We start from the raw sequence: 12,127 nt of genomic DNA on the forward strand, positions 1-12,127 counted from the left end.
GTGGGACACAAGCCAAGCGCCGTACTGTTCGATCTCGACGGCACGCTCGCCGACACTGCGCCCGACCTGGCCAGTGCACTCAACGCAACGCTGACACACTATGGGCAGGCAACCCTGCCCTACGAGACCATTCGGCCGGTGGTATCGCACGGCGGTATCGCATTGACCAAGCTCGGCTTCGGCATGCAGCCGGATGCGCCGGGGTTCGACGAGCGCCGCCAGTACCTGCTCGATGTCTATGCCGACAACCTGTGCCGGGACACGGTGCTGTTCGACGGCATGGCGGCCGTGCTGGAAACGCTCGAGCGCGCCGCTATCCCGTGGGGCATCGTAACCAACAAGCCGGCCTGGTTGACCGATCCCTTGATCGAGGCCATGCAACTGGTGACGCGCGCCGGCTGCGTGGTCAGCGGCGACACCTGCAGCAACCGCAAGCCACACCCCGAACCCATCCTGCATGCCTGCGCACTGCTCGACCGCGCACCGCAGCAGACCTGGTACGTGGGCGATGCGGGGCGCGATATGCAGGCCGGCAATGCCGCCGGCTGCTACACCATCGGCGCGCTTTACGGCTATCTGCATCCCGACGATCCGCCGCATACCTGGGAATGCGACATCACCATAGAGCAACCGACCCAGCTCCTCGACCTGTTGGCCGATGCGGACCGCTCCGTCTGACGACATCGACGAGTGGAGCTTTCCCAATCGGGCGACACCGGTCGGATCAGCCGCATACTACGCCGTACGTTTCAGCGCACCGCAAGAACGCGACCACCAGGCACAGCTGCTTGCATGGCATCAGACCATCCGCGACATCTGCGACCACCCGAACGATCCGGGCGTCGCGCGTCTGAAACTGGATTGGTGGCATACCGAGCTCAAGGAGCTGGCCGCCGGTCGCGCGCGTCACCCGCTTGCTTTCGCGTTACAGCGATCTATCGAGCCGGCCACGGTGAGCATCATGCAAGACATCGTCGATGCCGCCGAACAACGGATTCGACAACCACAGCCCGCCAACGACAAAGCTTTCATCGAAAACTGCAGAGGCGACGGCGGCAAGCTGTTTCTTCTGTTGACGCAAAACCGCGCAGGCGTTGGCAAGCGCCGGCAAATCATCGATCATGGCGCCTATTGCGCAGCGATCGAGAGCATACGCCAGTTTGCGCGTTATCCCGATCGTCTGCCGCCGGACATGACGTTGAATGCGCTGCGCGATTGGTCAACGCACCAACGCCGTGTGCGAATCGGCGAACTCTTGCAGCACCTGCAGCTCGATCGCGACGTCACCGCGACGCTGGCCGGTGTTGCGCGGCGACTGTTTGCCCTGTCGAGCGCTATCGACCGTAAAATGCAGCGCACAGGTTACGCGGTCGCCGACCGACCGGTGGAACGGTCGCCGCTCGCGCATCTATGGACCGCCTGGCGTTGCCACTGAATTATGGAGACAACACACTCAATGTACGCTGATTACGACGCCGCCCCCGACCTGCTCAAAGAGCGTGTGATTCTGGTTACCGGCGCCGGCGAAGGTATCGGGCGTGCCATCGCATTGAGTTTCGCCGCGCACGGCGCGACCGTGGTGTTGCTCGGCAAGACGGTCGCCAAGCTCGAATCGGTGTACGACGAGATCGAGGCAGCGGGTGGACCGACACCGGCGATCTATCCGATCCACCTCGAAGGCGCGACACCGCACGACTATGACGAGCTGGCGGCATCGTTGCAGCAGGCGTTTGGGCGATTGGACGGTATCGTGCACAACGCCGCCATCCTGCCCTACCTCGCGCGCATCAAGGACTATGAAATCGAAGACTGGCTGAAGGTCATGCAGGTGAACCTGAATGCCCCGTTCGAAATCACCCAGATCTGCATGCCGTTGCTGCAGGCATCGAAAGACGCCAGCGTAATCTTCACCACCGATGCGGTCGGTCACGACGGCAAGGCATTCTGGGGGGCGTACGGCGTCAGCAAGTTCGGTATCGAAGGGCTCACCCAGATTCTCGCCGCCGAACTCGAGAACAGCACGGTCCGCGTCAACTGTATCGATCCGGGTGCCACGCGCACCGCTTTGCGCAAGCGCGCGTTTCCCGCCGAAGACAACAGCGTGCTGAAAACGCCCGACGCGTTGGCCCCGCTTTACCTGTGGGCGATCGGCCCGGACAGCAAGGGAACCACCGGCAAACGTCTGAGCTGGGACGCATAACGGTCGCCACCTCGGCAACCCATCGACCTTCCCCGCTTGCTTCAGTACGCGGCGTTCTTACTCAACGGCGCTTTGCAGAGTTTTACATGAATTCCGTTCTTTTCTACGTTTTGCATTGATAAAACGCAAGTGAATCCAAATCAAAACTCGCAATGCGATCGCGTTCGCACTTTAGTAAATACCGATATAGCCGATAGATCACTTACGATGATTCGCCTGACGGTCGAAACGGCTTCGCCACGTGTCGGCGCCAGCCCGTTCGTTTGGCTTCATAGGGAAATTCGAGGAAGCAAATGAATAAACAAGAGATCTTGACCCAGCTTCGGTCTGCGAAGTCGGCCCACATTCAGTGGCGCTCGTATGCACAGGCACTGATTGCCGGCATTCCGGTCGAACAAGATCACGTGCCGGTCATTCACACCAACTGCAAATTCGGTAAATGGTATTACGGGCCCGGCCAGCGACTGGCCTCGCTCAGCACTTACGCCGCTATCGACACACCTCACGAGATGCTGCACCAGATCTATATGAAGATCTTCCAGCTGATGTTTGGTGAAGACGACCGCTCCGCCTTTGCAAAACTGTTCGGCTCAAAAAGTAAATTGAAGCAGAAGCAGCACGAAGAGGCAGAGACGCTGATGCGCGACCTGCTCGGTGTATCGGGAACCCTGATCGATGCGATCGGCCTGCTCGAAGACGAGATCAAGGGCATGTCCGACGACGAGATCACCAATCTCGTCTAACGCCTGATGATCGACCGGGTTGGTCGATCATGTCCTTCGCCATGTCACCCAGATTGCGTGGGTGACGGGCGGCAGCTGCGATGCTATTGCATCAAGTCGATGTCTTTGCCCCGCGCCCTGAGCGTTTCGGTACGGTGTTGTAGAAAGCGCTGAAAAGACGGTTGCCACAGGTACGCGCCGGATACGACATAGTCGATCGCGCCGTGCACATGAAACGACCGTAACAACGCCTCGGTACGAAACAGCTCATTGCCCGCCGCGTCGAAGAACACCAGGCTCGGCGCATACTGAATACCCAGCTCGCGCGCCCAATCACCCGCCTTCAGCTCACGCCCGTCCGGGGTCTGCACAACGTCATTCGCATCGATATCCACCTGCGCGACGTCGAGGTTCGTCAACGCATACGCAATCATGTCGCGTGAGAGAATCTGATGCAGGTCGTCGCAGGCCGCGCATCGCGCTTCCTCGAACAACACCAGCAGCCGACGTTGCGGCGTTGGCCGCTCGCGCAACCGCAAGGGATGCGGCAAGGCTTCGGCGATCGGTTTGATCTTCTGATCCTGGGGTGCCGATCTCGACTGGGCGAGATAGTCGCGAAACGGGCCACTGTTTTCGTGCCGGCCGGCGAAATAGTCCAACGCAACATCGAAGTTCTGCGGCGGGAAGTAGCCGTTGATGCGCAACACCACGTCGCCCTGTTCACCCAAAAACAACAGCGTTGGCGTGTACTGAACGCGCAGACTGTTGGCGAACGCTTTCTCGGTCGTCGCCTTGCCGTCAATACCGACAACCTCGCGGTCACCCCACATGTTGATCGCAATCACGTCGAAGTGCTTGCGAGTCTTCTCGGTGATTGCGGGGTTTCCGAAGTTATCGTTCAACAACTTCGCGCAGTAAGGGCAGCCGTCCTGGTAGAAATACAGCATCACACGCCTGTTCGCCGCTTCCGCCTCGCCGATGTCTTCGCGGATATCGAGAAACGACTCTTTGAACCAGGCCGGTTTGTCGTGATAACCGGGGTTCACCAAACCCGGGGTCAGCCCCCCTTCGTGTGCCCCCGTTTGCGCCGCAAAGCTTGTCGCAAGCTGACCGACCAAGCAGAGCGCCAACCCAAGAATTCGGCCTACATGCATCTCTCATCCTCTCCGCTACGAAACTATTTCTTCTTTTTGTGGCGATATCTTACGGCATACAGTGGTGGTCAAGTGTCAAACTTTGGCTACTATGTCGGAATACTGCCGGTGAACCTGATTCCCGGATTTCGTCGGAGTTTCGACGCTTTGGGAATGCGGGGTAGTGCGGAAATTCCGACACCAAACCGTCACCGACCCGATGATGAACCCTAAATTACTGTTTATTAAAGATTTACCACCTTTGGCACGAGTTTCGCAGAACTGTAAGCGCTCAATTCGTAAACGAGACCGCAGAACATGGAAACTCTTGGCTTCAAAAACACAGGCAACCTCGCTTTGGTGAACCCGCTTCAGTCTCACGGCACCGTCGTACCGACAGCGCCCGAAAACCTCGGCCCGCGTGTACTCGAGTTATCCAGCATTCTGCAAACCACCCTCGAACTCGAACTGCAGGTGCAGATGTTCGGCAAGGAAATTCAGCGCTACCTCTCCGTGGACGGTCTGCTGTACACCCTGCCCGATGGCGAGAATCGCCTGCTGTACGGACAGGAGGCATCGCATCGCGCCACCTACGACCTGAAGCTCGAAGAGCGCTCGCTTGGCTCGGTGCGCGTCTACCGCGAAGTGCCGTTCGCCGAAAAGGAGATCGCGTCACTCGAGAACCTGTTGTGTGCGCTGGTCTACCCGTTGCGCAACGCCCTCACCTACAAGCAGGCGGTGGAACTCGCCTCGCGCGATCCGCTGACCGGTGTGCCCAACCGTATGGCATTGGACAGTTCACTGGCACGTGAGGTCGACTTGGCGCATCGCCAAGGCCTGCCGATGTCGATCCTCGTGATCGACGTCGATCACTTCAAACGCTTCAACGACGATTTCGGTCACGCCTTCGGCGATGACGTGCTCGTCGCCGTCGCGCAGAGCATCGCCAACACGATCCGCCGCAGCGACCTGATGTTCCGCTTCGGTGGTGAAGAGTTCGTCGTGCTGGCGAGCCACACCGCCGAAGAAGGCGCCAAGCTGCTGTCTGAGCGAATCCGCGAAAACATCGCCGCTATCGCCACCATCCGTGGTCGCGATACTCAGGTCACCGCCAGTGTCGGCGTTGCGCAATTGAACGAAGCCGATACAGCCGAAGGCTTGTTTGAACGTGCAGACCAAGCCCTGTACTCGGCCAAGCGCAATGGGCGTAATCGGACGATGGTTGGTTAACGATACGAGTGATAGAAACTGCCGGATTTCGATTAGCGGACACGGCTGTACCTCATCCATGACCAGGCGCATCAAGGGAAGACGTGTCTTAGCCGCGTTGCAATCCAACGACGTTGTGGTGAAAGAACCTTACGGATGGAATTTGGCGTTATGAACTCTTCTGAGAGGTCCCAGACCCGAACGCAAGGTGGGACTTTCAGCAATGTGAAATGAGCTTAGCCCTAAGACTTGCTGGTGAGGCTCATCGACAACCTTACCGCTTGATCGAGCTACCGGATCACTTTGGAAGCCAAGACAACAAAACTCGTTCGCGCTCCACTATCAAGAGCGGTATCGTTGGCGTCTAAACTGATTCGCCTGAGTGCTCGCCACTGAGCAGGCAAAGAACCGAGATTCGCCCAAAGTCATCGCCCACTGCATTCGATCGCGATGCGAGCATCAAATCTGCTGGTGAACTAAGGTCAAAATCTTTGAAACAGTTTGATCCCAACTGAGTTCCAAAACGCGTTCATCTAAAAGTTAAAATCAACGATCGCGTCCGGATACTCGCTATGCACGCCACAGTCGCGATACGCTCGCAGAGCGCCCTTGAACACATCGAGAAGTTCTTGGTTTTGCTCATTCATATGACTCGGCGGACCAACATGTAGTAGATCCCAAACGATTCGATATGGTGATATCTCATCAAACCAACCGGAACTCTTTTCTGTATCGCGATCAACTCTCATAAAGACATCTTCGTCGCGCCAATGTAATACAAACTCCCTCTTATATATCGATTCCCGAAAACCCGAATAAGGCACGAGATAGATACCCGTTTTACGATCAATCGTGAAACCGACACCCCTGCCACGAACGTTCTCGTCTTGCCATTGGTAGAGGTGATACTTTGTCCAGAACCTGGACAAGTTGTATTTCTTCACATCTTCAGGCGTCGCCCAGACATTCTCAAAAGCCATGACATCCTCACCGAATCTTCCTTCAAATCTACTGAGCAAATTTAAGCGCTGATTAAACCGGCCAATCCACCTGCAGCAGCTGTGGCACATCTACCTCTAAGCATTCTCTTGCAGATTCGCTAGCGTAGCGCAACATCGAGTGAATCCGACGATAGTTCGTTGAACTGCGTGACTCGAAAGCGACAGGCGAGATCGGGTTTATTTGCCCTATTGGCGCTTTTCTTCGCCTGGTTTTCCGCTTGCTGATGGTTCGAAGGGTCTGGGCTTCAGCACCTTGCTGACGAAGTCGTAGGTATAGAACACATCCTTGTCTTTGGGACAGATCTCGTATCGCGCGTCAAAGAACCCTCGCTTTACGGCGAGCACTTCGTTGCTTTGAAGGTCAACGACGCGCATCTCGCCGCCCCACACCCCGAAGTGACGATCATATTTGTCTCGAACTTCACGCCATGTATATCCGAAGCGACTTTCCGGCCGCTGTATAGGCTCGATGACCAGTGGACGGCCAACGCTTTCACCTACTCTTCGGTAGAAATAATCTTTCCCATCTTGCGAGCCGAGCCGAAAACGCCAGTACAGAGATTGACCACGCGGTGGTGCCGATGAGAAAACACTCCGTTTCCAATCGTCTTTCAAATCAGGCAACGCTTTGTTTGTTTCGAAAAACCGATACCGCGATATAAACGGTCCCCACGGCGATCGTGCATCAGAATTGGTGTGGCCCCAGGGGTCTTCAGGCACATCTTCGACCCTTAGCCGCTGGAAATAGTCCCGTGGATCTCGAGGTCGCATCTGAAGAATGCCTTCAACATCACCGACAGTCTTATAGATCAACTCGCCCGCCTCGGTCTCACACTTATGCTTGAAGTATTGCTCGCGGGTGAAATCCGCATACGGTCCCAATTCGTCCACCGACAGACGATCGCCGTACTTGCGCGCAAGTTCTTCCGCCCGCATCTCTGACGTGATGTCCTTGATGTCGCTGCAACCGGCGAGTGGCACGAAGAGCAGAAACACGGTGGCGATTTGGCCAAATCGAAAAGCGACGCGTCTCTTGTTCTGATATTTGAACGTCATTCTCAGCTACTCCGTTTGCTGTGTTTGTCGGCCTGGCTCCAGCGATCCGATAGTCGGCGTTCAAGCGCGCGTTAGGGCGAGGCAACGCTAAACCGATGAAGTCGGACATCCACCTGCAATGGTACACGCCTGACACATCGGCGACTTCCGGCACGCCGCCTTGGCATGTATAACGATCAACGCATGGTATTCCTTGAACATCGCCACATCGGCGGGCAACGCACGCTCGAAGCCGAGGCGTAGGTCGTCGTAGGGTTCATCGCCTTTGGCGAGGTTCATGCGTTCCAACAGACGGCGCGTGTAGGTATCGATCACGAATACTGGCTGTTCGAGGGCGTAGAGCAGAATATCGTCAGCCGTTTCGCACCCGACGCCATTGACGCTGAGCAAGCCTTCGCGCTGCGCAGCCAGATCACGTTCGGCAAACCGTTCCAGACCGCCCTGCTCCGCCAGGTATTCGCACAGGTTGCGCAGGCGACGTGCCTTGATGTTGAAGTAGCCTGACGGACGGATTGCATCGGCCAGCGTGTCGTGATCGCTGGCGAGAATGCTGTCGAGCGAAAGCAAGTTGAGACGCTTGAGTTGATCGATCGCCTTCTCGACATTCGACCAGGCGGCGTTCTGCGTGAGTACCGCACCGACGACGACCTCGAAGGCGGTATCCGCCGGCCACCACGACTGCTCACCGTAGGCAGCGAGCAGATCGTCGTAGAGCTTGACGAGTACCTTCGCGGGTGGAGCAAATGCAGGTGACTTGCGACTCGCCATCGAATCACGAACGGATTGTGCCTAACGCTCGCGGCGCGACTTCCACGGTGAACCGTGAGCAGACGGTTTCTTGGCCGGTGGCTTTTTGCCCGGCGTACGTTCCAGCGTGCCCCAGGGGCGTTTGTCGTTGAGGTCGACTACGTTGAGCAGCTCGCGTTTTTCTTCAGCGCTCAGTTCGCGCCACTGACCCGCTTTGACGCTGCTGTCGAGAAAGATCGGTCCGTAGCGCACGCGCTTCAGTCGCGACACGGTCGCACCGACCGCTTCCCACAGACGGCGCACCTCGCGCTTGCGACCTTCCATGATCACCAGGTGGAACCAATGGTTGGCACCTTCGCCACCCGCATCGACGATGTCTTCGAAGCGCGCCGGCCCGTCTTCCAACTGCACACCTTCGACCAGCTGCCGCACCATGTCATCGGTGACTTCGCCTTTGACGCGCACGGCGTATTCGCGATCGATCTGGGTGCGCGGATGCATCAGGCGGTTGGCCAGCTCGCCATCGTTGGTGAGCAGCAAAAGGCCCGCACTGTTTACGTCGAGACGACCAACGGCGATCCACCGGCCGTAGGGTAGACGCGGCAGACGATCGAATACGGTCTTGCGACCTTCGGGGTCATTGCGCGTGACCAACTCGCCTTCCGGCTTGTTGTACAGAATCACGAATCGCTGGTTGCCGGCGAGGCGCTTGCCGCCCACCGGTCGACCGTCGACCTCGATGTGATCGTCAGGCGTTGCCCGGTCGCCCAGCTTGGCGACCTTGCCGTTGACCTTGACCTTGCCTTCGTCGATCAGCGTTTCGAGATAACGGCGTGAGCCGAGGCCGGCATTGGCGAGCAGTTTCTGCAGGCGCTCGCCACCCTTTGGATCAGACTTCATCGCTGCTCAGAATCGGCCGCTCGCGCTTTTCGGCTTCGGCTTCGGCTTCGGCTTCGGCTTCGGCTTCGGCTTCGGCTTCGGCTTCGGCTTCGGCTTCGGCTTCGGCTTCGGCTTCGGCTTCGGCTTCGGCTTCGGCTTCGGCTTCGGCTTCGGCTTCGGCTTCGGCTTCGGCTTCGGCTTCGGCTTCGGCTTCGGCTTCGGCTTCGGCTTCGGCTTCGGCTTCGGCTTCGGCTTCGGCTTCGGCTTCGGCTTCGGCTTCGGCTTCGGCTTCGGCTTCGGCTTCGGCTTCGGCTTCGGCTTCGGCTTCGGCTTCGGCTTCGGCTTCGGCTTCGGCTTCGGCTTCGGCTTCGGCTTCGGCTTCGGCTTCGGCTTCGGCTTCGGCTTCGGCTTCGGCTTCGGCTTCGGCTTCGGCTTCGGCTTCGGCTTCGGCTTCGGCTTCGGCTTCGGCTTCGGCTTCGGCAAGTGTGTCCTCGGTCGCTTCTGCGTCAAGCGACTCGCCATCGCCCTCAGCGCCTTCTGCACCCTCTTCGCCCGCCTTGTCCGGATCGCTCAGATCCAGCTCGCGATTGATCTCGTCGAGATCGCGCAACTCGGCCAACGTCGGCAGTTCGTCCAACGACTTCAGGCCGAAGTAGTCGAGGAACTCCCGGGTGGTGCTGTACAGCGATGGTTTGCCGGGTACATCGCGATGCCCAACAACACGCACCCACTCGCGTTCGAGCAGCGTCTTCATGATGTTGGTGCTGACCGACACACCTCGGATGTCTTCGATCTCGCCACGTGTGATCGGCTGTCGGTAGGCGACCAGCGCGAGCGTTTCCATCAGCGCACGCGAATAACGCGCCGGCTTTTCTTCCCACAGACGCGACACCCACGGCGAACAGTCGGCGCGCACCTGGATGCGCCAGCCGCTGGAGACCTCGGCCACCTCGATACCGCGACCTTCATAGTCCTGCGCCAACGTTTCGAGCGCCTCGCGCAGCTCTTTCTTTTCCGGACACTCGATCTCGGTGAACAGCGTCTGCAATGCGTCCAACGACAAGGGCCGACCGGCGGCGAGCAATGCCGCCTCGACGATATTCTTTAACTCAGGTGCAGCCATTAGCGTGCCTTCACATGGATCGGTGCAAACGACTCGGCCTGCACCAATTCAATCAACTGTTGTTTGATCAGTTCGAGTACCGCCATGAAGGTCACGACCACGCCCTGGCGGCCTTCGCTGATATCGAACAGATCGGTGAACTGGGTGAACCGCTCGGCGTTGACCGATTCGAGTACGCGGCTCATACGCTCGCGCAGCGACAAGGGTTCACGCGCGACATGGTGACTGCTGAACATGTCCGCGCGGTGCAGCACATCTTTGAGTGCCAGCAGCACCTCTTTGAGGTCGACTTCCGGCGGGTCCTGGTCGATGTGCTTGTGCGGCACCTCGACCACCACGGGGAACACGTCACGCCCCAGTTGCGGCAGTGCCTCGATATCTTCGGCCGCCTGTTTGAAGCGCTCGTACTCCTGCAGCCGGCGAATCAGCTCGGCGCGCGGATCGTGCTCTTCTTCTTCGTCGGCCGGTGGGCGCGGCAGCAACATGCGCGACTTGATCTCTGCCAGCATTGCCGCCATCACCAGGTACTCGGCAGCGAGTTCGAGACGCAGATCCTGCATCAACTCGATGTATTCCATGTACTGCTTGGTGATATCGGCAATCGGAATATCGAGGATGTCGAGGTTCTGCCGCCGGATCAGGTACAGCAGCAGATCGAGCGGGCCTTCGAACGCATCGAGAAACACCTCGAGCGCGTCGGGCGGAATGTAGAGGTCTTTGGGCAGGTTGTACTGCGGCTGCCCCTGCACGACGGCAAAGGGCATCTCTTCCTGCTGCGGGGTTTTGACGGCTTCGGCTTGTGGCTCGCTCAATGCAGGGCTATCCGTTGTTGTCAGTAGTCGAGCGACATCGCGTGTCGGACTTCGTCCATCGTCTCGCGCGCCACTTCACGCGCCCGTTCGCAACCCTCGTTGATGATGTTGCGCACCAGGTCGGGTTGCTCGGCGTATTCCTTGGCGCGTTCCTGCATCGGTTTGAGTTCGGCGAGCACGGCATCGATCACCGGCTGCTTGCATTCGATGCAGCCGATGCCGGCCGACTTGCAGCCCTGCTGAACCCATTCCTGCACACCTTGATCCGAATACACCTCGTGGAACTGCCACACAGGGCAGTTGGCCGGATCGCCCGGATCGGTACGCCGCACGCGCGCCGGATCGGTCGGCATGGTGCGCAGGCTCTTCTCGACGTCTTCGGGCAGGGCATCCAACGGTATGGTGTTGCCGTAGGACTTGGACATCTTCTGCCCGTCCAGGCCCGGCATCTTCGACGCCTTGGTCAGCAGCGGCTGCGGCTCGGGCAGGATTACCTTGCCACCGCCTTCGAGGTAGCCGAACAGACGGTCGCGATCGGCGATGCCGATATTCTGTTGCGATTCGAGCAAGGCGCGCGCTGCTTCGAGTGCCGCTTCGTCGCCCTGCTCCTGGTAGGAACGCCGATAGCCGGCATACAGCTTGGCGTTCTTCTTGCCCATCTTCTTGATCGCCTGCTCTGCCTTCTCTTCGAAGTCGGGTTCGCGGCCATAGATGTGGTTGAAACGGCGCGCCACCTCGCGCGTGAGTTCGACGTGCACCACCTGGTCTTCACCGACCGGCACCAGGCCGGCGCGATACACCAGGATGTCGGCCGACTGCAGCAGCGGGTAGCCCAGAAAGCCGTAGGTCGACAGGTCTTTCTCTTTGAGCTTTTCCTGCTGGTCTTTGTAGGTCGGCACACGCTCGAGCCAACCCAGCGGCGTGATCATCGACAGCAGCAGGTGCAGCTCCGCATGCTCGGGCACCCGCGACTGCACGAACAGCGTCGCTTCGCCCGGGTTGACGCCGGCGGCCAGCCAGTCGACCACCATGTCCCAGGTGGCCTGCGGCACCTTGCTTGGATCGTCATAATCCGTGGTCAATGCATGCCAGTCGGCGACGAAGAAGAAGCACTGGTACTCGTGCTGCAACTCGACCCAGTTGCGCAAAACCCCATGATAGTGACCCAGGTGCAAACGCCCGGTCGGGCGCATCCCGGATAGAACGCGTGCGTGTTGCGCAGCTACGGCAGCCAATTGATTACTC

Annotated in this window: 13 protein-coding genes; 5 read left to right on the forward strand and 8 right to left on the reverse strand. The window is 58.8% G+C overall.

Annotation, left to right across the window (positions count from 1 at the left end):
- The 4 genes from B1781_RS13745 (at position 1) to B1781_RS13760 (ending at position 2,943) form a co-directional block, all read left to right on the forward strand.
- On the forward strand, positions 1-678 hold the full coding sequence (locus tag B1781_RS13745) for an HAD family hydrolase (RefSeq protein ID WP_078122066.1): 678 nt from the start codon (positions 1-3) through the stop codon (positions 676-678).
- Positions 659-1,435 carry a squalene/phytoene synthase family protein gene (locus B1781_RS13750; protein ID WP_078120205.1) on the forward strand — a complete coding sequence of 259 codons (777 nt, stop codon included), beginning with the start codon at positions 659-661 and terminating at the stop codon, positions 1,433-1,435. Before B1781_RS13745 ends, B1781_RS13750 begins: the two co-directional genes overlap by 20 nt.
- A gap of 21 nt (positions 1,436-1,456) precedes the next feature.
- Positions 1,457-2,200, forward strand: coding sequence for a YciK family oxidoreductase (locus tag B1781_RS13755; RefSeq protein WP_078120206.1), 744 nt, complete (start codon positions 1,457-1,459; stop codon positions 2,198-2,200).
- Between the two features lie 293 nt (positions 2,201-2,493).
- Positions 2,494-2,943, forward strand: a complete 450-nt coding sequence (locus B1781_RS13760; protein WP_078120207.1) for a CZB domain-containing protein — start codon at positions 2,494-2,496, stop codon at positions 2,941-2,943.
- Positions 2,944-3,026: 83 nt separating this feature from the next.
- Here the strand turns inward: B1781_RS13760 and B1781_RS13765 are convergent, their stop codons facing one another.
- On the reverse strand, positions 3,027-3,968 hold the full coding sequence (locus B1781_RS13765; protein ID WP_334223727.1) for a thioredoxin family protein: 942 nt from the start codon (positions 3,966-3,968) through the stop codon (positions 3,027-3,029).
- 405 nt (positions 3,969-4,373) lie between these two features.
- Between B1781_RS13765 and B1781_RS13770 the strand changes: the two genes are divergently transcribed.
- Positions 4,374-5,285 (forward strand): GGDEF domain-containing protein, encoded by a 912-nt coding sequence (locus tag B1781_RS13770; RefSeq protein WP_078120209.1) that lies wholly within the window; start codon positions 4,374-4,376, stop codon positions 5,283-5,285.
- 512 nt (positions 5,286-5,797) lie between these two features.
- On the opposite strand, the gene B1781_RS13775 is transcribed toward B1781_RS13770, so the two are convergent.
- The 7 genes from B1781_RS13775 to B1781_RS13805 all read right to left on the reverse strand — a co-directional run bounded on the left by B1781_RS13775 (position 5,798) and on the right by B1781_RS13805 (position 12,117).
- Complete coding sequence (locus tag B1781_RS13775) at positions 5,798-6,244, reverse strand: hypothetical protein (protein WP_078120210.1); 447 nt, start codon at positions 6,242-6,244, stop codon at positions 5,798-5,800.
- A 207-nt stretch (positions 6,245-6,451) separates the two neighbouring features.
- Positions 6,452-7,321, reverse strand: coding sequence for a hypothetical protein (locus B1781_RS13780; protein ID WP_078120211.1), 870 nt, complete (start codon positions 7,319-7,321; stop codon positions 6,452-6,454).
- Positions 7,322-7,408: 87 nt separating this feature from the next.
- The gene (locus tag B1781_RS13785; RefSeq protein ID WP_078120212.1) at positions 7,409-8,089 is read right to left on the reverse strand and encodes an endonuclease III domain-containing protein; all 681 of its coding nucleotides are present in this window, start codon (positions 8,087-8,089) and stop codon (positions 7,409-7,411) included.
- Positions 8,090-8,110: 21 nt separating this feature from the next.
- A complete protein-coding gene (rluB, locus tag B1781_RS13790) occupies positions 8,111-8,968 on the reverse strand; it encodes a 23S rRNA pseudouridine(2605) synthase RluB (RefSeq protein ID WP_078120213.1) in 858 nt (285 codons plus the stop codon).
- A complete protein-coding gene (gene scpB / locus B1781_RS23620) occupies positions 8,958-10,070 on the reverse strand; it encodes an SMC-Scp complex subunit ScpB (protein WP_078120214.1) in 1,113 nt (370 codons plus the stop codon). The genes rluB and scpB overlap by 11 nt, the downstream gene beginning before the upstream one ends.
- A complete protein-coding gene (locus tag B1781_RS13800; RefSeq protein ID WP_078122067.1) occupies positions 10,070-10,834 on the reverse strand; it encodes a segregation and condensation protein A in 765 nt (254 codons plus the stop codon). The genes scpB and B1781_RS13800 overlap by 1 nt, the downstream gene beginning before the upstream one ends.
- A 68-nt stretch (positions 10,835-10,902) precedes the next feature.
- Positions 10,903-12,117 carry a tryptophan--tRNA ligase gene (locus B1781_RS13805; protein ID WP_078120215.1) on the reverse strand — a complete coding sequence of 405 codons (1,215 nt, stop codon included), beginning with the start codon at positions 12,115-12,117 and terminating at the stop codon, positions 10,903-10,905.
- Between the last annotated feature and the right edge of the window lie 10 nt (positions 12,118-12,127).

It is taken from the genome of Thiosocius teredinicola (assembly GCF_002009425.1).
Taxonomy (GTDB): domain Bacteria; phylum Pseudomonadota; class Gammaproteobacteria; order Chromatiales; family Chromatiaceae; genus Thiosocius; species Thiosocius teredinicola.

Excerpts from the sequence above, each read along its gene's own strand:
- B1781_RS13750 (WP_078120205.1), top strand. The coding sequence starts at position 659 with ATGCGGACCGCTCCGTCTGACGACATCGACGAGTGGAGCTTTCCCAAT.
- B1781_RS13755 (WP_078120206.1), top strand. The coding sequence starts at position 1,457 with ATGTACGCTGATTACGACGCCGCCCCCGACCTGCTCAAAGAGCGTGTG.
- B1781_RS13760 (WP_078120207.1), top strand. The coding sequence starts at position 2,494 with ATGAATAAACAAGAGATCTTGACCCAGCTTCGGTCTGCGAAGTCGGCC.
- B1781_RS13770 (WP_078120209.1), top strand. The coding sequence starts at position 4,374 with ATGGAAACTCTTGGCTTCAAAAACACAGGCAACCTCGCTTTGGTGAAC.
- B1781_RS13775 (WP_078120210.1), bottom strand. The coding sequence starts at position 6,244 with ATGGCTTTTGAGAATGTCTGGGCGACGCCTGAAGATGTGAAGAAATAC.
- B1781_RS13780 (WP_078120211.1), bottom strand. The coding sequence starts at position 7,321 with ATGACGTTCAAATATCAGAACAAGAGACGCGTCGCTTTTCGATTTGGC.
- B1781_RS13785 (WP_078120212.1), bottom strand. The coding sequence starts at position 8,089 with ATGGCGAGTCGCAAGTCACCTGCATTTGCTCCACCCGCGAAGGTACTC.
- rluB (WP_078120213.1), bottom strand. The coding sequence starts at position 8,968 with ATGAAGTCTGATCCAAAGGGTGGCGAGCGCCTGCAGAAACTGCTCGCC.
- scpB (WP_078120214.1), bottom strand. The coding sequence starts at position 10,070 with ATGGCTGCACCTGAGTTAAAGAATATCGTCGAGGCGGCATTGCTCGCC.
- B1781_RS13800 (WP_078122067.1), bottom strand. The coding sequence starts at position 10,834 with ATGCCCTTTGCCGTCGTGCAGGGGCAGCCGCAGTACAACCTGCCCAAA.